The organism is Cupriavidus sp. GW823-FHT06D04 (assembly GCF_058795055.1).
This window is the reverse complement of record NZ_JBXAHL010000027.1, coordinates 55,501-77,648: the sequence shown is the minus strand read 5'-3', so window position 1 is coordinate 77,648 and position 22,148 is coordinate 55,501. Positions and strand designations below refer to the sequence as shown.

At 65.8% G+C, this 22,148-nt stretch carries 22 protein-coding genes; 5 read left to right on the top strand and 17 right to left on the bottom strand.

The features are described 5' to 3' along the window. Positions 1-20: 20 nt before the first annotated feature. Genes AC1Q7H_RS27190 through AC1Q7H_RS27180 form a run of 3 tightly spaced genes read right to left on the bottom strand, consistent with a single transcriptional unit; the run spans position 21 to position 2,958 of the window. Positions 21-1,067 (bottom strand): tripartite tricarboxylate transporter substrate binding protein, encoded by a 1,047-nt coding sequence (locus tag AC1Q7H_RS27190; RefSeq protein WP_211980971.1) that lies wholly within the window; start codon positions 1,065-1,067, stop codon positions 21-23. A gap of 56 nt (positions 1,068-1,123) precedes the next feature. Next, positions 1,124-1,960 carry a phosphate/phosphite/phosphonate ABC transporter substrate-binding protein gene (locus AC1Q7H_RS27185; RefSeq protein WP_013956409.1) on the bottom strand — a complete coding sequence of 279 codons (837 nt, stop codon included), beginning with the start codon at positions 1,958-1,960 and terminating at the stop codon, positions 1,124-1,126. Continuing rightward, on the bottom strand, positions 1,957-2,958 hold the full coding sequence (locus AC1Q7H_RS27180; RefSeq protein ID WP_013956408.1) for an ornithine cyclodeaminase family protein: 1,002 nt from the start codon (positions 2,956-2,958) through the stop codon (positions 1,957-1,959). The genes AC1Q7H_RS27185 and AC1Q7H_RS27180 overlap by 4 nt, the downstream gene beginning before the upstream one ends. Positions 2,959-3,109: 151 nt before the next feature. Here AC1Q7H_RS27180 and AC1Q7H_RS27175 point away from each other — a divergent pair, with 151 nt between their 5' ends. Continuing rightward, the gene (locus AC1Q7H_RS27175) at positions 3,110-3,997 is read left to right on the top strand and encodes a LysR substrate-binding domain-containing protein (RefSeq protein ID WP_013956407.1); all 888 of its coding nucleotides are present in this window, start codon (positions 3,110-3,112) and stop codon (positions 3,995-3,997) included. 18 nt (positions 3,998-4,015) lie between these two features. On the opposite strand, the gene AC1Q7H_RS27170 is transcribed toward AC1Q7H_RS27175, so the two are convergent. From AC1Q7H_RS27170 to AC1Q7H_RS27160, 3 genes are read right to left on the bottom strand one after another with little or no spacing between them, the layout of a single operon-like run. Then, positions 4,016-4,285: a hypothetical protein gene (locus AC1Q7H_RS27170; RefSeq protein WP_153956159.1), complete on the bottom strand. Its 270-nt coding sequence runs from the start codon at positions 4,283-4,285 to the stop codon at positions 4,016-4,018. Further along, the gene (locus AC1Q7H_RS27165) at positions 4,282-5,694 is read right to left on the bottom strand and encodes a LutB/LldF family L-lactate oxidation iron-sulfur protein (protein ID WP_153956158.1); all 1,413 of its coding nucleotides are present in this window, start codon (positions 5,692-5,694) and stop codon (positions 4,282-4,284) included. Before AC1Q7H_RS27165 ends, AC1Q7H_RS27170 begins: the two co-directional genes overlap by 4 nt. 29 nt (positions 5,695-5,723) lie before the next feature. Next, positions 5,724-6,449, bottom strand: coding sequence for a (Fe-S)-binding protein (locus tag AC1Q7H_RS27160; RefSeq protein WP_011615043.1), 726 nt, complete (start codon positions 6,447-6,449; stop codon positions 5,724-5,726). 235 nt (positions 6,450-6,684) lie between these two features. On the opposite strand from AC1Q7H_RS27160, the gene AC1Q7H_RS27155 reads away from it, so the two are divergent. The 3 genes from AC1Q7H_RS27155 (at position 6,685) to AC1Q7H_RS27145 (ending at position 9,788) form a co-directional block, all read left to right on the top strand. Further along, a complete protein-coding gene (locus AC1Q7H_RS27155; RefSeq protein WP_013956405.1) occupies positions 6,685-7,470 on the top strand; it encodes an IclR family transcriptional regulator in 786 nt (261 codons plus the stop codon). A gap of 140 nt (positions 7,471-7,610) precedes the next feature. Continuing rightward, positions 7,611-8,360 carry a FadR/GntR family transcriptional regulator gene (locus AC1Q7H_RS27150; protein WP_153956157.1) on the top strand — a complete coding sequence of 250 codons (750 nt, stop codon included), beginning with the start codon at positions 7,611-7,613 and terminating at the stop codon, positions 8,358-8,360. Between the two features lie 15 nt (positions 8,361-8,375). Further along, positions 8,376-9,788 (top strand): FAD-binding oxidoreductase, encoded by a 1,413-nt coding sequence (locus AC1Q7H_RS27145; RefSeq protein ID WP_211980970.1) that lies wholly within the window; start codon positions 8,376-8,378, stop codon positions 9,786-9,788. Between the two features lie 68 nt (positions 9,789-9,856). On the opposite strand, the gene pbpG is transcribed toward AC1Q7H_RS27145, so the two are convergent. The 5 genes from pbpG to AC1Q7H_RS27120 all read right to left on the bottom strand — a co-directional run bounded on the left by pbpG (position 9,857) and on the right by AC1Q7H_RS27120 (position 14,464). Continuing rightward, complete coding sequence (gene pbpG / locus AC1Q7H_RS27140) at positions 9,857-11,080, bottom strand: D-alanyl-D-alanine endopeptidase (RefSeq protein ID WP_211980969.1); 1,224 nt, start codon at positions 11,078-11,080, stop codon at positions 9,857-9,859. A 272-nt stretch (positions 11,081-11,352) separates the two neighbouring features. Further along, entirely contained in the window at positions 11,353-12,075 is a 723-nt protein-coding gene (locus AC1Q7H_RS27135) for a nitroreductase (RefSeq protein ID WP_153956154.1), read from the bottom strand. Continuing rightward, entirely contained in the window at positions 12,072-12,551 is a 480-nt protein-coding gene (locus AC1Q7H_RS27130; protein WP_492381915.1) for an acyl-CoA thioesterase, read from the bottom strand. Before AC1Q7H_RS27130 ends, AC1Q7H_RS27135 begins: the two co-directional genes overlap by 4 nt. A gap of 72 nt (positions 12,552-12,623) precedes the next feature. Then, a complete protein-coding gene (locus tag AC1Q7H_RS27125) occupies positions 12,624-13,547 on the bottom strand; it encodes a DMT family transporter (RefSeq protein ID WP_013956399.1) in 924 nt (307 codons plus the stop codon). Then, a complete protein-coding gene (locus AC1Q7H_RS27120; RefSeq protein ID WP_041228360.1) occupies positions 13,544-14,464 on the bottom strand; it encodes a histone deacetylase family protein in 921 nt (306 codons plus the stop codon). The genes AC1Q7H_RS27125 and AC1Q7H_RS27120 overlap by 4 nt, the downstream gene beginning before the upstream one ends. 359 nt (positions 14,465-14,823) lie before the next feature. Here AC1Q7H_RS27120 and phaP1 point away from each other — a divergent pair, with 359 nt between their 5' ends. Continuing rightward, positions 14,824-15,402, top strand: coding sequence for a TIGR01841 family phasin PhaP1 (gene phaP1 / locus AC1Q7H_RS27115; RefSeq protein ID WP_013956397.1), 579 nt, complete (start codon positions 14,824-14,826; stop codon positions 15,400-15,402). 281 nt (positions 15,403-15,683) lie between these two features. Here phaP1 and amrS read toward each other — a convergent pair whose 3' ends face one another. The 6 genes from amrS to aceF all read right to left on the bottom strand — a co-directional run bounded on the left by amrS (position 15,684) and on the right by aceF (position 22,065). Next, on the bottom strand, positions 15,684-16,772 hold the full coding sequence (amrS, locus tag AC1Q7H_RS27110) for an AmmeMemoRadiSam system radical SAM enzyme (RefSeq protein ID WP_153956152.1): 1,089 nt from the start codon (positions 16,770-16,772) through the stop codon (positions 15,684-15,686). Beyond that, positions 16,769-16,963 (bottom strand): hypothetical protein, encoded by a 195-nt coding sequence (locus AC1Q7H_RS27105; RefSeq protein WP_013956395.1) that lies wholly within the window; start codon positions 16,961-16,963, stop codon positions 16,769-16,771. Before AC1Q7H_RS27105 ends, amrS begins: the two co-directional genes overlap by 4 nt. A gap of 94 nt (positions 16,964-17,057) precedes the next feature. Then, positions 17,058-17,495 (bottom strand): universal stress protein, encoded by a 438-nt coding sequence (locus AC1Q7H_RS27100; RefSeq protein WP_041227872.1) that lies wholly within the window; start codon positions 17,493-17,495, stop codon positions 17,058-17,060. Between the two features lie 331 nt (positions 17,496-17,826). Continuing rightward, positions 17,827-19,611, bottom strand: a complete 1,785-nt coding sequence (lpdA, locus tag AC1Q7H_RS27095) for a dihydrolipoyl dehydrogenase (RefSeq protein WP_492381914.1) — start codon at positions 19,609-19,611, stop codon at positions 17,827-17,829. 33 nt (positions 19,612-19,644) lie between these two features. Continuing rightward, positions 19,645-20,322 (bottom strand): Ntn hydrolase family protein, encoded by a 678-nt coding sequence (locus AC1Q7H_RS27090; protein ID WP_013956392.1) that lies wholly within the window; start codon positions 20,320-20,322, stop codon positions 19,645-19,647. 72 nt (positions 20,323-20,394) lie between these two features. Then, a complete protein-coding gene (gene aceF / locus AC1Q7H_RS27085) occupies positions 20,395-22,065 on the bottom strand; it encodes a dihydrolipoyllysine-residue acetyltransferase (RefSeq protein ID WP_492381913.1) in 1,671 nt (556 codons plus the stop codon). Positions 22,066-22,148 lie beyond the last annotated feature (83 nt).

Sequence of the window (22,148 nt, the reverse complement as noted above, 5' to 3'; positions counted from 1 at the left end):
TCATGCCAGTGCGCGACGCGTCAGTCGATAGTGATATGCCGCTGCCGAATCACGCCGGCCCAGCGCGTACTTTCCTTCTGGATGGTGGTGGCAAGCTGCTGCGGCGTGCCGCCGGCCGCTTCCATCCCCAGCGTGGCCAGCTTTTCCTTCAGCGTCGCATCAGCCAGCACTGCATCAACATGCTGACTGAGCTTGCGCACGATCTCCGCGGGCGTACCGGCCGGGGCCATCAGCGCATACCACGACAACGCCTCGAACTTCGGGAAGCCCTGTTCGGCGATGGTCGGTACATCGGGCAGCACCGCCGAGCGCTTGGCGCTGGCCACACCCAGCGGGCGCAGCTTGCCGGCCTTGATATAGGGCAGCGCCGCCGACATCTGCGCGAACATCATCGTCACCTGGCCGCCGACCACATCGGTCATGGCCGGGCTGATGCCCTTGTACGGCACGTGGTTCAGCTTGACATGGGCATCCAGCTGCAGCAGTTCGCCGGCCAAGTGCGCCTGGCTGCCGGCGCCGGGCGAAGCAAAGCTCAGCTCACCCGGCTTCTGCCCGGCCAGCTTGAGCAGTTCCGCCAGCGATTTGACTGGCGTGGCCGCATTGACCACCAGCACGTTCTCGGCGGTGGCCAGCATCGCCACCGGCGCCAGGTCGGCCGGCTTGTACGGCAGGTTCGGCATCAGCGTGGGGTTAACCGCGATATTGCCGACCGGCACCAGCGCCAGCGTATAGCCGTCGGGCGCGGCCTTGGCCACCATGTCGACGCCGATGGTGCCGGCGGCGCCGGCCTTGTTCTCCACCAGCACGCTCTGGCCGGTGGCCTTGGCGATGCCTTCGCCGACCGCGCGGCCGAGCACATCGGCGGGCCCGCCGGCGGCGAACGGCACCACGATGCGCACCGGCTTGGCGGGATACCCAGGCGGCTGGGCCAGCGCGGGTGCGGCAGCGAGCCACGGGGCGCAGGCCGCGATGCAGGCAAGCACGCAGCGCATGGCCATGCGTCGAAGGACAGGATTTACGGCGGGCTTCACGGCAGCTTCCACATCAGGTTTCACAGCGGTCTTCATGACGGTTTCCCCTATTTGGCAGTGATCAGGCTTGGCTCCCCCACCGCGCCGGCAGTCTAGTTATCGTGCTTGGCCGTGCCCGGTCCGGCATCGGTCAGCGCAAACCCCGCCTGGTCCGCTTCGCGTGCGAGTTCAGGCAGAACGGCATAGTCGGCCGGTTGCACCGGCGCAAAGCGCGCCAGCCCCAGCATGGACAGCAACGCGCTCCCCGTTGCACCCTCATGCAGCGTCAGCAGCGCGGCACGCACATACGCGCACTCGTGCGGGTCGGCCTGCGCGGAGGCGACCAGCGGCGGGATCGGCGCGGCCGGGGTCACCTCCAGCGTTTTCAGCTGCCCCGCGAGCCCGGGTTCGAAGCGGCGCAGCAGGTCCAGCACATAGCTGTCGACCACTCCCACCTCGGCATCCCCGCCGATGACCGCGTCGATGACTTGGCGCGGGGTCGGCGTGGGTGCGGCGGCAGGCCGGTACAGCGCACGGGTGCCGGCCGGCGCCAGCCGCATCAGGTGATGGCGCGGCGCGTTGTAGCCCGAGTTGGACTCAGGCAGCATGCATGCCAGCCGAGCGCCGAAGGTCTGCGCCAGCGCCTGCACCGGCGCGTCAGCACGCACGATGAATTCGCTGAAGTAGACCGGGCGCCCGCCGTAGCGCGCCAGCGCCGGCACCGGCGCGGCCAGCAATTGCGGCGTTGCCGGCGCGCTGGCATAGGGATAGCCGCACATGAATACGCAGCCGCAGTCCAGCCGCGCCCACAACGCGTTGACCGGGGCCGGCGCGGGATGTTCGACATATGGCAGGTCCACGCCGGCGCGGTCGGCCACGTGCGCCAACAGCGCGCGCCACGCCTGCTCCACCGGCGCGCTGACCGAGTACATGCGGGCGTTGGCGATCATGCGTAGAGCAACCTCTGGCCCAGGCCGCGGCTCTCGGCCTTTTTCAGGATAGCGTGGCCCAGCGCGATATCGCTCAGCGACAGGCCGCGGTGCCAGAACAGGTTGGTCTCGTCGTCGCTCTGGCGGCCCGGCTTGCGCCCGGCGACGATCTCGCCCAGTTCGGCATAGAGCGTCTGTTCCGACAGCTTGCCGGCTTCCACATGCGCGCGCAGCGAGCCGAACATGCCGCCCTTGCACTGGCCCCAGTCATCCACCACCATCCTGGTCATGATGTCGGTCAGCGACAGCTCGACCGCGCTCATGGTGCCGTACGGCACGATAAAGGCGCCGGGCTTGATCCACTCGGTCTTCAGCATCGGCGTCGGCCGCTCCAGGCGCGAGGCCTCGATCACGATATCGGCGCCGCGCACGCACGACTCCCAGTCTTCGGTGACGACGATCTTCTTGCCGAGATCACGCTCCAGCCTCGCGGCGAAGGCATTGCGGCTTTCGGGGCGGCGCGAGTGCACGCGGATCTCGTCGAAGTCGAACAGGCTGTCGAGCAGGCGCACATTCCAGTAGGAGGTGCCGCGCGCGCCGATATGGCCCAGCACCTTGCTGTTGCGGCGCGCCAGATGCTTGGCGCCGAGCGCGGTTAGCGCGCCGGTGCGGGCATCGGTAATGAAGGTGGCATCGATCATCGCCACCGGCATGCCGGTGCGCGGATCGAACAGGTTGAGCATCGCCATTTCCGATGGCAGCCCGAGCTTGTAGTTGTCGACGAAGTCGCCGACGATCTTGACGCCTGCCAGCCCCAGCGGCGCCACATAGCCGCGCAACACGTTGAAGTGGCCGTTGAAGGCGGGGTCGGGAATCAGGTGCACGCGTGGCTCGATCACGGTCTGGCCGTTGCCCTGCGCCACGAGCGCCTGCTCGACCGCGTCGAGGATCTCGGCGTCGGTCATTTCCAGGCGCGCGATGTCCTTGCCGTTGATGTAGGTGAGATGGATGTCGCTCATACAGTCTCCTGCCTCCGGGATGGAAAACCCTGCACATCGCTGGTGCGTGCCCTGCGGCGCGCGGCGTGTGTCGATGGAGTTCAGTGTAGGTATGGCGCCATTGACTGTCATATGCTTATATGTCCGCCAGCCTTAACATCAGGTTAATGTCATGAAAATGAACCTGCGCCAGATCGAGGTGTTCCGCGCGGTGATGCTGACCGGCTCGATCAGCGGTGCGTCCAAGCTGCTGTACGTGTCGCAGCCGGCCATCAGCCGGTTGATGTCGCACACCGAGCAACGCCTCGGCCTGGAATTGTTCCGCCGCACCAAGGGGCGGCTCTACCCTACGCCGGAAGCGCGGCGCCTGCTGGGCGAAGTGAATGCGGTCTATGAAGGGATCGAGCGCGTCAACGAGATCGCCGAGGACCTCGCGGCCAACCGCACCGGCAGCCTGCGCCTCACATGCAGCCCCAACCTGGGCCAGACCGTGCTGCCGCGCGCCATCGCGAGCTTTCGCGCTGCGCACCCGGCGGTGCGGGTGGTGGTGCGTACGCAGATCCCCGGCAATATGCTGCGCGCGTTACTGTCGGGACAGGTGGACCTGGCCGTGTCGAACATGCCGCTGGTGCACCCCAACCTGGAGGCGCGCCTGCTGGTAAAGAACGCGATCGTGGCGCTGGTGCCGGTGGATCACCGGCTGGCCACGCGGAGTTGGGTGCGCCCGGCCGAGCTGGTCGGGGAGGACCTGATCGGCTACGGACCGGACGTGCCGTTCGGATTGCTGGTCCATGAGATGTTCGGCAGCGAGGGCAACCAACCCGATATGCGCGTGCAGGTGGAGCAGGCGCACGTGGCGCGCGCGCTGGCGCAGGCCGGCGCCGGCATCGCGCTGGTCGATGCCATGACCGTGTTCGGCCAGAGCTGGCCCAATATCGTCGCGGTGCCGGTACGCACCAAGGTCAATGCCTCGGTGCAGATCTTCCATGTGCAGACTGAACCGCTGTCGCGGCTATCGCTGGAATTCGTGGATACGCTGACGGGGATGATGAAGGGTTAGTGGTGCTGTACTGAAGCCTCAGACTGTTGCCGCCTTGTCCAGCCAGCGCGTCAGCTGGTCTGTCACAGCCGAGCTCGAGAACGAGCAGCTATCCTGCGCGAACACTGCCGACATCTCGAGCCGGCGCAGCAGCTCTTCCATTGCCTGCCCGTAGACCGGCGGCAGCGCCAGCCCCGTACCGGCTTCGCGCCATGCGCGCACCAGGTCGCCAGCGGGCATCGATCCGGCCAGGTGCTGGTCCAGTGCGGCACGCATGCGCACCAGTGCTTCGTTGTTGGCGGCGCTCATGAACGTGCCCTCCTTTCCTTGTACAGTTCGCGGAACGTGCGGCCCGACGGGGCCGGCATGTCGCGGGTTTCGGTCCAGCCCTTGCCGGCCATCGGCAGGCTGGCAATCAGCTTGTTGCTGCCGCCCATGCGGCCCAGCAGCCAGGCGCCGATGCGGGTGGCAAAGGCATACAGCTCCGGGCGCTTGGCGACGTAGCCCCACGCCTGCAGCGCGAAGCGCTCCTGCCATGGGCGCAGCCCGCGTTCCATCTGCTTCTCGCGCAGCTTGCGCAGCAGGTCCGACAGCGGGATCGATGCCGGGCACACGCGGTTGCACTCGCCGCACATGGTCGCCGCCTGTGGCAGGTCGATCGCATTGGCGAGGCCGACATAGCTTGGCGTCAGCACGCTGCCCATCGGTCCCGGGTAGACCCAGCCATAGGCATGGCCGCCGATCTTCTGGTACACCGGGCAATGATTCATGCAGGCGCCGCAGCGGATACAGCGCAGCATCTCCTGGAAGTCGCCGCCGATCAGCCCGGTGCGGCCGCCATCGACCAGCACGAAGTACATGTGCTCGGGGCCGTCGCGCTCGCCCTCGGCGCGCGGGCCGGTCAGCAGCGAGAAGTAGTTCGAGATGGCCTGGCCGGTGGCCGAGCGCGGCAGCAGGCGCATCACCGTGGCCAGGTCTTCCAGCGTCGGCAGCACCTTTTCGATGCCGGTCACGGCCACGTGCACGCGCGGCATCACCGTGCACATGCCTTCGTTGCCCTCGTTGGTGACCACCGCCACCGAGCCGGTCTCGGCAATGATGAAGTTGCCGCCGGTGACGCCCATGTCGGCGCTCAGGAACTCGGGCCGCAGCACTTCGCGCGCCTCGCGCGTCATCTCCGGGATCTCGGTCAGCCGCGGCTTGTGGTGAACCCTAGCGAACAGGTCGGCGATCTCGTCCTTGTCCTTGTGCACCACCGGCGCAATGATGTGCGACGGCGGCTCCGAGTCGTTGATCTGCAGGATGTATTCGCCCAGGTCGGTCTCGATGCTCTGCACGCCCATCTCGCCCAGCACCTGGTTCAGCCGCATTTCCTCGGTCACCATGGACTTGCTCTTGATGACCTTCTTCACGTCATGCTTCTGCGCGATCTCGGCCACCAGGCGCGCGGCATCGGCGGTGGTCTCGGCAAACAGCACCGTGGCGCCGCGCCTGGTCGCGTTCTCTTCGAAGGTGGCCAGCCAGACGTCGAGGTTCTCCAGCGCGCGGTTGCGGCGCTCCTTGAGGGCCTCGCGCGTGGCGTCGAAGTCGATATCGCGGATCGCATCCGCGCGGGCCGTGACGAACTTGGTCGAAAGCTTCTTCAGGTTCTGCTGCAGGCGCTGGTCGGCCAGCTTCTGGCCGGCACGCGCCTTGAATTCCATGCTGTGGACTTGCATCGTGGCGATTCCCCGGATTTCAGCGGATGTCAGGCGTCGCCCGCCAGCACCTGGGCGATATGCAGCACGCGCGTGCTGCTGTCGCCGGTGCGGCGCAGGCGGCCTTCGATATTGAGGATGCAACCCAGGTCGCCCAGCACCACCGTATCGGCGCCGCTGGCCTTGATGTTGGCGCACTTCTCATCGACGATCGCCGTCGAGATATTGCCGTACTTGACCGAGAAGGTGCCGCCAAAACCGCAGCAGGCTTCGCAATCCTTCATTTCTGTCAGCTGCACGCCCGGCAGGCGCGACAGCAGCTCACGCGGCTGCTGCTTGACGCCCAGCTCGCGCAGGCCGGAACAGGAATCGTGATAGGTGACATGGCCCGAGAACGACGACGGCAGCGTCTGCACCCTGGCCACGTTGACCAGGAAATCCGTCAGCTCGAACACGCGTTCGCGCAGGCGCTCGTAGCGACCGTTGAGTTCGGGATCGTTGTGCAGCAGGTCGCCGTAATGCTGGCGGATCATGCCGCCGCAACTGCCCGACGGCACCACGATGTAGTCGAACATCTCGAACTCGCGCAGGAATTTCTCCGCCAGGTCGCGCGACACCGCGCGCTCGCCCGAGTTGTAGGCCGGCTGGCCGCAGCAGGTCTGCGCCTCGGGCACCATGACCTCGTAGCCGGCGGCTTCCAGCAGCTTGAGCACCGAAAACCCGATTTCCGGACGCATCAGGTCCACCAGGCAGGTGGCGAACAGACCAACTCGCATTGTCGACTTCTCCAGACCCCGAAACCCCACAATTATGCGCGTTTGCGTCGCGCGTGGCGCACAAACCGTTCAGCAAGGGCGTGAATCAGGTGCAATGCACATCACTTGCGCGAGCGACATCACCGGGCATTTCTTACGGTAATGTCATTTCACCTATTGAAATTTTCACAATGCGAGATAGAATCAGGCAGACGCTTAAAAATGCCGCAAGGCAACATTTTTCTTTTTCCCATCTATGTCCGACGCAGACAAGTCACCCGGCAAGACGTCCATCCAGGTCATCGAGCGCATGATGACCCTGCTGGACGCGCTCGCGCAGCACGCCGACCCGGTCAGCCTGAAAGAGCTGTCACTGGCCACGGGGCTGCATCCCTCAACTGCCCACCGCATCCTCAACGACATGGTGGCCTGCCGCTTTGTCGACCGCTCCGATCCCGGCAGCTACCGGCTCGGCATGCGGCTGCTGGAACTGGGCAACCTGGTCAAGGCACGCCTGTCGGTGCGCGACGCGGCGCTGGCGCCGATGCGCGCGCTGCACCGCGTCACCGGCCAGACCGTGAACCTGTCGGTGCGCCAGGGCGACGAGATCGTCTACATCGAGCGCGCCTACAGCGAGCGCTCGGGCATGCAGGTGGTGCGCGCCATCGGCGGCCGCGCGCCGCTGCACCTGACCTCGGTCGGCAAGCTGTTCCTGGCTGCGGACGAAGCCGCGCGCGTGCGCAACTACGCCACCCGCACCGGGCTGGCCGGACATACGCGCACCTCGATCACCGACCTGACCAAGCTCGAGCGGGAACTCAGCTGGGTGCGCTCCAACGGCTATGCGCGCGACAATGAAGAGCTGGAACTTGGCGTGCGCTGCATTGCCGCCGGCATCTATGACGATTCGCGCCGGCTGGTGGCCGGGCTGTCGCTGTCGGCGCCGGCCGACCGGCTGCAGGACAGCTGGCTGCAGAACCTGAAGGACACGGCGCTGCAGATCTCGCGCGGCATGGGCTACGTGACCGAAGCTGCCGCCTGAAAAGACCGAATCACCAGCCACCGCCAACGCGCGGATTGCCATCATGGCAGTCCGCGCGTTTTGCTTTGGGGCCGCGGCCATCCCAATTCAATGGTTTACCCTATGTTTTCAGATAACCAGCAAACCTTATAATCGGCACCATGCGAACCCGTGCCGTCACCCTCACCGAACAGGTCACCCGCCAGTTGCGCGCCGACATCGAAAGCGGCACCTACCCCGTCGGCAGCCGACTGCCGACCGGCAGGCAGCTGGCCGAGCAGTACGGCGTCAGCGCCGCAGTGATCCGCGAAGTCACCGAGCACCTGCGCTCGCAGGGGCTCGTCGAGTCACGCCAGGGCGTTGGCTGCACGGTGCGCTCGCGTACCGGCGCGGCGGGGTTCCAGCTGCCGCGCGAACCCGATATCGACGCCAGCGGGCTGGCGGACCTGTACGACCTGCGCATCGACCTGGAAGGCGCCGCCGCGGCGCTGGCCGCCGCGCGCCGCAGCGATGAGGACGTGGCCGCACTGAGCGGGTTGCTGCAGCGGCTGCACGCTCATCTCTATGACCCGCAGCCGGCCGCCGATATCGACGCCGCCTTCCATATCGGCATTGCCGCCGCCACGCACAACCCCTACTACCGCCAGCTGCTGCAGTACCTGAACCTGCAGCTGCACCAGGCCGTGGCCACCGCGCGCGCCAATACGCTGCGCCAGGCCGGCCTGGCCGAGACCGTGCATGCCGAGCATGAAGCGATCGTCGATGCTATCCGCCGTGGCGATGCCGCGGCAGCCCGCGCCGCCGCGGTGACGCACCTGCAATGCGCCGCACGCCGACTTGGCCTTGTGCTGCGCACGCGCGCCGATGAAACGTCGACAGCGCGCGCCAGCAGCCACCCTTCCCTTTCCTGAAACGACACCGCCATCATGCAAACCGGCCAATTCGCCCAGCGGCTCACCGAGGCCCTCGGCGCCGACACCGTCCTGACCAACCCCGACGACATCGCCCCGTGGCTGTCCGACTGGCGCGGCATCTACCGCGGCCAGGCCCAGGCCGTGCTGCGGCCGCGTACCGTGGACGAGGTGTCGCGCGCCCTGGCGCTGTGCCAGCAGGCCGCGGTGCCGGTGGTGCCGCGCGGCGGCAATACCGGCCTGTGCGGCGGCGCCACACCCGATGCGCAGGCGCAGAACGTGGTGCTGAGCCTGGATCGCATGAACGCGGTGCGCTCGCTCGACACCATCGCCAACACCATGGTTGCCGAGGCCGGCTGCATCCTCGGCAACCTGCGCCGCGCGGCGCAAGACGCCAACCGGTTGCTGCCGCTGTCGCTGGCGGCTGAAGATTCATGCCAGATCGGCGGCAACCTTGCGACCAATGCCGGCGGCGTGAACGTGGTGCGCTATGGCATGGCGCGCGAGCTGGTGCTGGGCGTGGAAGCCGTGCTGCCCAACGGCGAGGTCTTCCACGGCCTGCGCACGCTGCGCAAGGACAATACCGGCTATGACCTGAAGCAGTTGCTGATCGGCTCCGAAGGCACGCTCGGCGTGATCACCGCGGCCGCGCTGCGGCTGTTCCCGCGCACCGACACGCGCAGCGTGGTGCTGGCGGCGGTGGCCTCACCGGCGCAGTCGCTGGCACTCTACGAGCTGCTGTTCGCGCAATGCGGCGCGCGCCTGCAGGCCTTCGAGTTCTTTACCGGCGACTGCCTGGACCTGGTGCTCACGCACGCGGAAGGGGTGCAGGAACCGTTTGCGCAGCGCTACCCCGCCTATGTGCTGGTGGAACTGGCCGACACCACCGATGAAGCGGCACTGAACGCGCTGCTCGAACGCGTCATCGGCGAGGCGCTGGAGCGCGAGCTGTGCCTCGATGCAGCCGTGTCTGCCTCGCTCGCACAATTGCAGGCGCTGTGGAAACTGCGCGAGGAAATCTCCGAGGCACAGCGCGCCGACGGCCCGCACCTGAAGCACGACATCTCGCTGCCGATCGAGCAGATCCCGGCCTTCATGACCTCGATGGAAACGCGGCTGCGTGGGCTCGATCCCGCCATCCGGCCCTTTATCTTCGGGCACTTCGGCGACGGCAACCTGCACTACAACCTGTCGCGCCCAGCCGGCGCGCCCAGGGACTGGGCGGCCACGCAAGGCGATGCGGTGACCGACGCAGTGCTGGACGAAGTGATGCGCTACGGCGGCAGCATCAGCGCCGAGCATGGCATCGGCCAGCTCAAGCGCTATGCCTTCCTGGCCATGAAGGACCCGCTGGAACTGCGGCTGATGCGCGAAATCAAGGCCGTGTTCGACCCGGCCGGGATCATGAACCCCGGCAAGCTGCTCTGACGGCCGCGGCCGCCAAAAAGAAAAACGCGCCGTAGCACGGCGCGTTTTTTCCGGTCAGGCGTTCCGTATCAAATGCCGCGCGACTGCTGCGAAGCCAGGATCGCGTGCGCGCCGCCCGGAGCCTGCGTCAGGTTCGGCGACGACGGGAAGCCACGCTGCGGGGACGATGGCGACGGCGCATGCTCCAGCCATTCCTTGACGCGGTTGGCATCGGCAAAGCGCGACAGCTTGCCGGCCGAGTCCAGGAACACCATCACCACGTTGCGGCCCTGGACCTTGGCCTGCATCACCAGGCACTGGCCAGCTTCGGAGATAAAGCCGGTCTTCTGCAGGCCGATCTCCCAGTTGCCGCCGCGCACCAGGCGGTTGGTGCTGACGTAGTGCTGGGTGCGGCCCATCACGTTGACCTCATGCTCGGTCTGCGTCGAGAACTCGCGAATGGTCGGGTTGCGGTACGCTGCGTTGACCATGCGCACCAGGTCTGTCGCGCTCGACACATTGCTGCTCGACAGCCCGCTGGAATCGACGAAGTGGCTGTCGTTCATGCCCAGCTCGCGGGCCTTGCGGTTCATCGCCTGCACAAAGGCCGGCAGGCCGCCCGGATAGTTGCGGCCCAGTGCCGACGCGGCGCGGTTCTCGGACGACATCAGCGCCAGCAGCAGCAGTTCCTGGCGCGTCAACTGCGTACCGAAGCGCAGGCGCGAACTGCTGTGCTTCTCGGTGTCGCGGTCGTCCTCGGAGATGGTCAGGACTTCGTCCATCGGCAGGCGGGCGTCCATCACCACCAGCGCGGTCATCAGCTTGGTGATCGAGGCAATCGGCAGCACCGCGCTGGCGTTCTTCTGGAACAGCACCTCGTTTGAGTTCTGGTCCATCACCAGCGCCACGCTGGAACGCAGTGCCAGCGCGTCATCGGTGTCGCGCAAGCCCATGGCTTCGCCCAGCGACGGCTTGGCCGGGGTGAAGACGGCGCGCACGGGTGCCGCGCGCTGGGCCACAACGGTATGGCGCTTGCCGTTCCTCAGCACCACCACCTTGCGCGTGCTGCTTGCTTCGCTCTTGGCGACCTTGCCGCCACGCGAACTCTTGGCGACAGTCTTCGAAGCACTCTTTTTCTCGGCGTTAGCCGATTTTGCCTGCTTCTTGGACGTTTTTTGGGTGGTTGCAGACGTGGTGGCCGCTAGGGCCACGGGTGCCGCGACCATCGACACCGACACCAGGACCGCGGCAGCAACAGCGGACAGGGGTGCGGAGCCGAAGAATCTGGAAAAAATGGAATCAGACCGGAACATGATTCGTTCAGCGCATAGGAATGGCGCTAGTGTAGGAAAGAAAGAAATTGTTAGCAAGATTAAAGACTTACAGACGCTCCTTAAAGTTCGATTTGCAAACATTTCCACATTGTGGAAAAAGCAACCAAAAGGTCACGTTTGCATGCGAACCGCCTCTGGCTTGCCCCGGGCGTACCCGGGTTCACCTTGCTGCCTCCTGGAAACACTCCAGCCAACACAGGGAAGTCACCTTGTATATCGGCATTCATCGTTACACATTGATACAAGCTTTACTATGAGAGGAAACGCGCGAACTCGCTGACCGGTTCACGTTCCGTGGTCAGTTGGTTCTCGATCGCTTCCGGGTCGGCAAAACCCAGTGACATGCCGCACACCACCATTTCCTCCGGCGGCAGCCGCAGGTGACTGCCGATGATCTTGTGGAATTGCGTGAACGCCGCCTGCGGGCAGGTATCGAGCCCCCGCGCCCGGGCGGCGACCATGATGCTTTGCAGGAACATGCCGTAGTCCAGCCAGCTGCCCTGCTCCATGATGCGGTCGATGGTGAAGATCATCCCCACCGGCGCATCGAAGAAACGGAAGTTGCGCGCATGCTGTTCATGCATGCGCGCCTTGTCTTCACGGCTGATCTCAAGCAGCCCGTACAGGTCCCAGCCCACCTTGCGCCGCCGCGACAAGTAGGGATCGGCCCACTCGCGCGGGTAGTACGGATACTCCTCCAGGTACTTGCTGTCGCGCTCGGGGTCTTCGTAGGCGCCCAGCACATCGGCGCACAGCTTGGCCTTGGCCTCGCCGGACAGCACATAGACGCGCCACGGCTGCGTATTGGTGCCCGACGGCGCACGGCTGGCCACAGCCAGGATTTCTTCGACGGTCCGGCGCGGCACCTGCGTATCGAGAAAGGCCCGCACCGAACGCCGCGTCAGGATCGCGCGATCCACGCAGTCCACGGCATCCTGCGAACCGAATTGCACCTCGTGGGACATCTTGTTCATCTCCTGTTGCCCCGTTCCCACCCTTGCTCGCCCGCCACCGCGTCGGTCATCACCAACGGCAGCAGCGCCTCGCGCAGCGGCTCGGGCAACGGCACCGGCCGGCGCGTGGCGCGATCGACATAGACGTGGATGAAATGCCCCTGCGCGGCGGCGATCTCGTTGTCGCCGCTGAACAGCCCGACCTCATAGCGCACGCTCGACGTGCCCAGCCTTGCCACGCGCAGGCCGGCCACGACGGTCTCGGGGAAGCTGAGCGACGAGAAGTAGTTGCACTGCGTCTCGATCACCAGCCCGATCGTGTCGCCCGATGTGACATCGAGCACGCCCTGCCGGATCAGGTAGGTATTCACCACGGTATCAAAATAACTGTAGTAGACAACGTTGTTAACGTGGCCATAGACATCGTTATCCATCCAACGCGTGGTGATCGGCTGGAAGTACAGATAGGCACTGCGCGACTCGGCTTGCGGTTTCATGAGACGTGGACGGAACAGGATGGAATAGGAATACTCTGAAGTAGCCGCGTACGCGACTCGAACGCGCCGCGGCTAGCGGCGGATGACAAGTGCGACACCCAGCGCCGCGAGCACCATGCCGGCAGCGGCCAGCGGCGGAAAGCGCTCGCCGAAGAGCAGCCAGGCCATCACTGCGGTAGTGGGCGGCGTCAGGTACATCAGGCTCGACACCTTGGTGGCCGCGCCCTGCCGGATCAGCAGGAACAGCAGCGAGATCGCGCCGATCGACAGCGCCACCACCGACCACGCCATGGCACCGAACATCGCGGCACTCCACTGCACCGCGCGGGTCTCGAACAGGAACATGAACGGCACGCACGCAAGTGCCGCCGCGGCGAACTGGATCACCGAGCCCATGCGCAGGTCGAACACCGGGCAGTAGTGCTTCTGGTAGACCGTGCCGACCGTGATGCTGAGCAAGGCGCCACCCGCCAGTGCCAGGCTTGCCGGCGTGAGCCCGCTGGCACCCAGTTTGTTGGCCACCACCAGTGCCACGCCGGCAATGCCCAGCAGCAACCCCAGCCACTGGCGCGCGCCGATGCGCTCACCCATGCGCGTGGCGATCAGCGCGGTCAGGATCGGCTGCATGCCGACGATCAGCGCCGATACGCCGGCGGGCATGCCAAGCTTGATCGCCGCCCAGACGCCGCCCAGGTAGCCCGTCTGCAGCAGCAGCCCGGCGACGGCGATATGGCCGACGGCGCGCCAGTCCGTTTCCGCCTTGCCTGGCAGGCGCGGCAGCGGCACGCGCGCCAGCAGCACGAATGGCACCATCAGCACCACCACGCCGGCAAAGCGCAGGAACAGGAAGGTCATCGGCTCCGCATACGGCATGCCGTATTTGGCGACGATAAAGCCGGTGCTCCAGATCAGCACGAACAGCCACGGCATCGACGCCACCCACAGGGTGGCGCGGGCGCTTGCCGCTGCGCCGCCTTGCTCCATCACGCCACTCATGAGGCCAGCGCCACCTGTGCATGGCGCGCGTGATATTGCGCGGCTAGGCTCACAGTCTGCGCGTGGACCGCAACCGTATCCTCGATCTGGTTGCCGTAGCCGCCCGCCATCGCCACTGCCACCGGCAACTGGCGTGCATGCGCGGCATCGAACACCAGCCGGTCGCGCCGTGCCAGGCCCGCCAGGGTCAGCCTGAGCCGCCCGAGGCGATCGCCCTCATGCGGATCGGCACCGGCCAGGTAGATGAGCAGTTCAGGATCGAAGCGACTGAACAGCGTGTCCAGCGCCGCCTGCAGCGCCTGCGCATAGGTGTCGTCGTCGCAGCCGTCTGGCAGGCCGACGTCCAGGTTGCTGGCTTCTTTGCGGAACGGATAGTTCTTCTCGCCATGCAGCGACAGCGTGAACACGGAGGGATCGCCTTGCAGGATCGACGCGGTGCCGTTGCCCTGGTGCACGTCCAGGTCGACCACGGCCACGCGGCGCACGGCACCATCGCGCTGCAGCACGCGGGCCGCAATGGCGGCATCGTTGAACACGCAGAAGCCGCCGCCCTTGTCGGCATACGCATGGTGGGTGCCGCCCGCCAGGTTCACGGCAACGCCTTCGCGCAGCGCCGTCCGGCAGGCCTCGATGGTGGCGCCGGCGGAGCGCCGCGAGCGTTCCACCATGGCCTCGGACCACGGGAAGCCGATTTCGCGCTGGCGCGCCGCGTCGAGCGTGCCGGTTGACGCGGCCTGCACGTACCCGGGCGTGTGCGCCAGCAACAAGGCGTCGTCGCCCGCGCGCGGCGCCTCCACCAGGCGCAACCCCGGCACCTGCGCCGCGACGGCATCGCGCAGCATGCTGTACTTGCGCATCGGGAAACGGTGCCCGGGTGGCAGTGGCAGCACAAAGTGGTCGGCGTAGAAAGCGAGCATGGAAGTGGCCTGGGCGGTTCGGTTCATGTCTTGTTGGATTCCCGGCGGCGGCCAGCCGTGCGGGCGCGGGCAATCCGGGATGGTAGCACCCCTGCCCGGCCATCGCCGGAGCGTGCCGGGATAGCGCAGCCGCCACATCCGTACATCGTCTGCAACGCTCTTTTGTGCATCGCACAAAATCCACTTGACATTGAATCCGGCGTCTCTACAATAGGAATTGTTGCGGCGCACCAAACAAGAAATGCGCCTTGACCCACCCACACGCCTGGGCTGGCCGAATCCGGCACAACACCGTCACGGCCCTGACATCTAGGCGGCTTAATTTGCTAGACCTTGAAGTTCACCACTGGAGACCAGCAATGATCCTCACCCCGGAACAAGTTGCAGCAGCGCAAAAGGCCAACCTCGAAACGCTGTTCGGCCTGACCACCAAGGCGTTTGAAGGCGTCGAAAAGCTCGTCGAGCTGAACCTGCAGGTCGTCAAGACCTCGTTCGCAGAAAGCGTCGACAACGCCAAGAAGGCACTGTCGGCCAAGGACGCGCAGGAACTGCTGGCCATCCAGGCCGCAGCCGTGCAGCCGGTTGCCGAAAAGACCCTGGCCTACACGCGCCACCTGTATGAAATCGCTTCGGAAACCCAGAGCGAGTTCACCAAGGTAGCCGAGGCCCAACTGGCCGAAGGCTCGAAGAACGTGCAAGCCCTGGTCGAGAACCTCGCCAAGAACGCCCCGGCCGGTTCGGAATCGACCGTGGCCATCGTGAAGTCGGCGATCTCCGCTGCCAACAACGCCTACGAGTCGGTGCAGAAGGCGACCAAGCAAGCGGTCGAAATCGCTGAAACCAACTTCCAGGCTGCGGCAACGGCTGCCACCAAGGCTGCCCAGCAAGCCAGCGCCACGGCCCGTACGGCCACGGCGAAGAAGACGACGGCTGCCTGATAGCAGTCTGCGTTGAAGATGGACCGGCTACGGCCGGTCCGTTGGCAAAGCATATCGACGCCTGGCGTTTGCGGTGTGCTTTGCCAACGATGAAGGTAGTGCCCTGACTGAGTTGCACCGGCGCTGCCTTGTCTGCCGATGTCTCCTCGGTACCGCGGTCTCCTTGTCCAAAGGTATCGTTAAACCCGACCTCTACAGGTCGGGCTTTTTTTTGCGCTTCCCCCTTCCACCAGGTTGGTCCCAGCGACCAGCGGCTGTGGGCACTGCGCCTGCATGCCGGCTTATTCCCCGATGTACACAGGAATCCGCCGCCGCCCGAACTGACGCTCAAAATTCCCGAAACGTCCTGCAATCTGCGCAAAGCAGTCCGGGCAAGTTCCCGTGGGCGTCAGGCGATAGCTTTCGATCGCATGCCAGTCGCGCACAATGAGCTGCGCGCGGCAAACAGGGCAATACGTGGTGGCACCGGCAGTATCGTGGACGTTGCCGGTGTAGACGTAATGCAGCCCCTCCGCCAACGCGTGCTTGCGAGCGCGCGCAAGGGTGGAGCATGGTGTCGGCGGCACGTCGCGCATCTTGTAGTCCGGATGGAATCCGGTGAAGTGCAGCGGCACGTCGGGGCCAAGCTCCCTGGCGATCCACTGGGCCTCGGCGCGAATCTCGTCATCGCTGTCGTTCTTGCCGGGAATGAGCAGCGTCGTGATCTCCAGCCAGACATCGGTTTCGTGTTTCAGGTACTGGAGCGTCTCCAGTACCGGCTGCAGGTGCGCCCCGGTGAAGGCAACATAGAACGCGTCGGTAAAGCCTTTCAGGTCGACGTTTGCCGCATCCATCCTGGCGTAGAAATCACGCCGCGCCTGGGCGCCCATATACCCGGCGGTCACTGCCACCGCCTTGATCCCCAGTTCGTGGCAGGCATCGGCTACGTCCATGGCGTATTCGGCGAAGATCACCGGGTCGTTGTAGGTGAAGGCCACGCTCTTGCAACCATGCGCCGCCGCCGATGCGGCGATCGCTTCGGGCATGGCCGCATCGGCCAGGGTCTCCATCTCGCGCGATTTACTGATATCCCAGTTCTGGCAGAACTTGCAGGCCAGGTTGCAGCCGGCCGTGCCGAACGACAGGACGGCGGAGCCCGGGTAAAAGTGGTTGAGCGGCTTCTTCTCTACAGGATCGATACAGAAGCCCGACGAGCGGCCGTAGGCGGTCAGCACCATCCGATCGCCGACCCGCTGGCGCACGAAGCAAGCGCCGCGCTGCTCGCCGTGCAGGCGGCAGTTGCGCGGGCACAGGTCGCATTGCATGCGGCCGTCATCCAGGAAATGCCAGTAACGGCCGGGGTAGCTCCCTGAACCGGGCACATCCTTCATGGATGGTCCTTGTGCGGCTTGCTGATCACGGTTACCGACAACACATCCAGGTCGAAGAACGGGCTGTCCGCCGGAGGCGGGGGCAATCCGGCACCCCAGCCGGCGATGGCATGCTTGATGTACTCTGCCATCTGCTCGTCGGCAACGTCCCTGGGCTGGTCGATCATCACGACATAGCGGCGAGTGCTCATGGCGGATCCTTTATGGCGCCCATGACAGGCAACCATGGTGGCATCACGAACGTGTCCGGCATCATCGATGCCGGCGACCCCATTCACGCGGCGTTCAGCGATATACCAGCACCGGAATCTTGCTGTGGGTCAGTACCTTCAGGGTTTCGCTGCCGATCAGCAGACCCTTCACACCCCTGTGTCCATGAGATGCCATGACAATCAGGTCACAATCCTTTTCTTCGGCAGCCTTGATGATGGCATCGTAGGGGTGGTCGTCGACCACGCTGCTGGTGTCACAAGGCACGCCTGCTGCGGCGGCCTCTCGGGCGATGCCGTCCAGGTATTTCGATGCGTCCTCGAGGACCGCCTCTTCGAACTGCTCTCGGGTGTCGGTGAGCATTTCGGTGTGGTAAGTCGTGATGTGGAAATCCGGGCAGGCGCGCACCGCCGTAATGCTGGCTTGCGTCTCCTGCGCGAACACCAGTGCCTTGCGAAAGGCCGCTTCGGCCAGGGCGGAGCCGTCTACCGCAACAAGAAGATGCCTGAACACGTCGTGCCTCCTTGTCAGCTGAACGGTAGCCACACGGGGGGCCACCGGATCCCGCCAGCAGACATCTGGCAAGCGAACGGCCGCGTGCGAATATGCAGTGCCGCCCTCGGTTGCATTGAGGTGCATGCCGGCTGCATTCAGTATAGGCAGCGAAGATCTTGCGCCGCTCCTGTCGCAAACTGCATCCGGGCCGCGATGCAAGCGGTTGTGGCACCAGATCTCGCGGACGCCGCCAAACCCTGGCGGTTAATTGCATAATTGCCCATGAGAAAGCCCGCCTGGACAGGCGCTGCCTGGACAGGCGGGCTTTCTCGCTTGCGGCGACCGGCGCTCAGCGCTTGCGCGGCGGCGGCACGTCAGTACACGTACCTTCATAGATCTCCGCCGCCATGCCGATCGACTCACCCAGCGTCGGGTGCGGATGGATGGTCTTGCCGATATCCACCGCGTCGGCGCCCATCTCGATCGCCAGGCAGACCTCGCTGATCAGGTCGCCGGCATGCGTGCCGACGATGCCGCCGCCGATCACGCGATGGGTTTCCTCGTCGAAGATCAGCTTGGTGAAGCCCTCGTCGCGGCCGTTGGCGATGGCGCGGCCCGAAGCCGCCCAGGGGAACACGCCCTTGCTGTACTTGATCCCATTCGCCTTGCATTCGTCTTCGGTCAGGCCGGCCCAGGCCACTTCCGGATCGGTGAAGGCCACCGACGGGATCTGCTTGGCATCGAAGTAGGCCTTCTCGCCATGGGCGGCTTCCGCCGCCACGTGGGCTTCGTGCACGGCCTTGTGCGCCAGCATCGGCTGGCCGACGATGTCGCCGATCGCAAAGATATGCGGCACGTTGGTGCGCAACTGATTGTCGACGTTGATAAAGCCGCGGTCGGTCACGGCAACGCCTGCCTTCTCGGCGCTGATGCGCTTGCCGTTGGGCGAGCGGCCTACCGACACCAGCACCAGGTCGTAGCGCTGCGGCTCGGCCGGTGCGGCCTCGCCTTCGAACTTGACGTAGATGCCGTCCGATTTGGCTTCCACGCCGACGGTCTTGGTCTTCAGCATGACCTTGCCGAAGCGGTCCTTGTTTTTCTTTTCCCAGACCTTGACCAGGTCGCGGTCAGCGCCGTTCATCAGGCCGTCGAGCATTTCCACGACGTCGATCTCGGCACCCAGCGTGCTGTACACCGTGGCCATTTCCAGGCCGATGATGCCGCCGCCAATGACCAGCATCTTGTTGGGCACTTCGGGCAGCTCCAGCGCGCCGGTCGAGTCGACGATGCGCGGGTCTTCGGGGATGAAGGGCAGCTTCACCGCCTGGCTGCCGGCGGCGATGATGGCCTTCTCGAAACGGATCACGGTCTTCTTGCCGGTGGTCTGCTTGCCCTCGCCTTCAGTCAGCTCCACCTCCAGGTGATGCGGGTCGAGGAAATTGCCGACGCCGCGCACCACCTGCACCTTGCGCGCCTTGGCCATGCCGGCCAGGCCGCCGGTCAGCTTGCCGACCACCTGGTTCTTGTAGTGGCGCAGGCCGTCCAGGTCGATCTTGGCTTCGCCGAACAGGATGCCGTGGGCAGCCAGCGCCTTGGCTTCGTCAATCACGGCGGCGTTGTGCAGCAGCGCCTTGGACGGGATGCAGCCCACATTCAGGCAGACGCCGCCCAGGGTGCCATAGCGCTCCACCAGCACGGTGTTCATGCCCAGGTCTGCGGCGCGGAAAGCGGCCGAATAGCCGCCGGGGCCGGCGCCCAGCACCAGCATCTCGCACTGGATATCGGCGCCGCCGCTGTGGCTGGCGGCGGCAGGAGCCGGGGCCGGAGCAGCCGCCGCGGGTGCGGGAGCCTGCGCCGGTGCCGGGGCTTGCGCGGGCGCCGGGGCGGCCGCGGCCTGCTGGGCCTCGATGGTGCAGATCACCGCGCCCTGGCCGACCTTGTCGCCGACCTTGACCTTGACCTCAACCACCTTGCCGGCGGCCGACGACGGCACGTCCATGCTGGCCTTGTCGGATTCCAGCACGATCAGGGACTGTTCCACCTCGACCGTGTCGCCGGCCTTGACCAGCACCTCGATCACTTCCACCGCGTCGAAATCGCCGATATCCGGCACCTTGACTTCGATCACACTCATGTTTGCTCCTCTATGCGCGCCCGCCTCTCGGCTTCAGGGCGCGCCGTCGTTGTTGGTTGCCGCGCTGTCGGGTGCTGTATTGCCGGTCGACGGATTGCCACCCGCGGTACCGCCAGCCACCGCCGCCGGTGCGGCGTCACCCTCGTGCAGCCGCACGGTGTGCACCTCGATCGGCCCCGCCGAACTCTTGTCGAACTCCACGCCCGCATCGACGCCGATACGCGCGATCTCGCCCGCATCCAGGTCCGGCCGGTCATAGACCGCATGCATCGCGCCCAGCGCGTAGTTGCGGCCCGAGCCGATGCCCCAGAAGCGGTCGAACGAAAACACCTCGCGGTACGAATAGACGCCGAAGATGCCCGCCGGATTGGCGATCAGGCATACGATCTGCGACGACTCGTAGGGATCGTCCTCGTCTTCCTTGGTGTTGACGAAATAGTCCGACTTCAGCTTCTCATGCACCTTCAGGAAGGTGCGGAACACGTCGTCGCGCGAGCCCAGCCGGCACTCCTCGCCCAGCCCCGCCAGCAGCGTGCGCATGACCGGGAAGTGCGCGGTGGTCCCGGCCAGCGCGATAAAGCCGTCGCCCACCGGGAACACCTTCTGGTTGCGCTCGTAGGCACGCGACAGGCGCGTGTCGCCAAAGGTGACAAGCGCGTCTGCCGCGATGGCCACCTCGGCGCCCTTCCTGACGACCACGCAGGTAGTCATGGCTCGCTCCCGGTTGCGCGTGGTGCGCCGGGCAGGCCAGGCCGTCGGCCTGCCCGCCCGGCGCAACCCCGCTTACAGCAGGATCCGGCGGAAATCCGCCAGCAGTTGCCCGAAGTACGTGTTGAAGCGCGCGGCCTCGGCACCGTCGATGACGCGGTGGTCCCACGACAGCGACAGTGGCAGCGTCAGGCGCGGCACGAACTGCTTGCCGTCCCACACGGGCTTCTGGTACGACTTGCACACGCCCATGATGGCCACTTCCGGCGCATTGATGATCGGCGTGAAGTACGTGCCGCCAATGCCGCCCAGCGACGAGATCGAGAAGCAGCCGCCCTGCATCTGGTCCGGCTTGAGCTTGCCGTCGCGTGCCAGCTTGGCCAGTTCGTTCATTTCCTGGCTGATCTCCAGCACGCCCTTCTTGTCGGCGTCCTTGATCACCGGCACGACCAGGCCGTTCGGGGTGTCCGCGGCGAAACCGACGTTGAAGTACTTCTTCAGCACGAGGTTGTCACCGTCCAGCGAGGCATTGAAGTTCGGGAACTTCTTCAGCGCCGCCACCGTGGCCTTGATCATGAAGGCGAGCATCGTCACCTTGATGCCGGCCTTTTCGTTTTCCTTGTTCAGCTGGACGCGGAAGGCTTCCAGTTCGGTGATGTCCGCTTCGTCATGGTTGGTGACGTGCGGGATCATGACCCAGTTGCGGTGCAGGTTGGCGCCCGAGATCTTCTTGATGCGCGACAGGGCCTTGCTTTCGACCTCGCCGAAGCGGGTGAAATCGACCTTCGGCCACGGCAGCAGGCCGAGCTCGCCACCACCGGCACCAGCCGCGGCGGCCTGCGCGGGCGCGGCGGCCTGGCCGCTCATCACGCCCTTGACGTAGCCCTGCACGTCTTCCTGGGTGATACGGCCCTTGGGGCCGGTACCCGGCACGCGCGACACGTCCACGCCCAGCTCGCGTGCGAACTTGCGCACCGAGGGGCTGGCGTGGGCGGCCTTGCCGGTTGCGCCAGCGGCGGCCGGCGCGGCAGCAGGCGCTGCGGCCGGAGCCGGGGCGGCGGCTGCGGGGGCCCGCGCCGGTGCGAGCGCGCTGGCAGCCGGAGCCGGTGCCGCGGCGGCAGCGGCCGGGGCGGCGGCTGCGGCGGCGCCTTCCAGGATCAGCAGCAGCGTGCCTTCGGCGACGTTGTCACCGACCTTGACCTTGACTTCCTTGACCACGCCGCCTTGCGGCGACGGCACGTCCATGGTGGCCTTGTCGGACTCCAGCGTCACCACGGCGTCTTCGGCATTGATGGTGTCGCCCGCCTTGACGTGAACTTCGATGACCGGCACGGCGTCGTAGTCGCCGATATCAGGCACCTTCACCTCGATGATGCCGCCACCGCCAGCCGGCGCTGCGGCCGGAGCCGGCGCGGGGGCTGCGGGGGCTGCGGCGGCTGTCGGGGCCGGTGCAGCGGCGGCAGGCGCCGGTGCGGCTGCAGGCGCGGGCGCAGCAGCGGCCTGGCCGGCCGGCTCCAGCATCACCAGCACCGAGCCTTCGGCGACGTTGTCGCCAACCTTGATCCTGACTTCCTTGACCACGCCGCCCTGCGGCGAGGGCACGTCCATGGTGGCCTTGTCCGACTCCAGCGTCACCAGCGCGTCTTCCGCGTCGATGCTGTCGCCGGGTTTCACATGCACTTCAATGACGGGAACGGCGTCATAGTCGCCGATATCCGGCACCTTGATTTCAATCGCTTGACTCATTCAGTGTCTCCTGGGCAGGCCGGCACGCGCGACGTCCGCAAGCGGCGAGATTACCTTCGCCGCCCGCTTCTGTCACGCCGCCA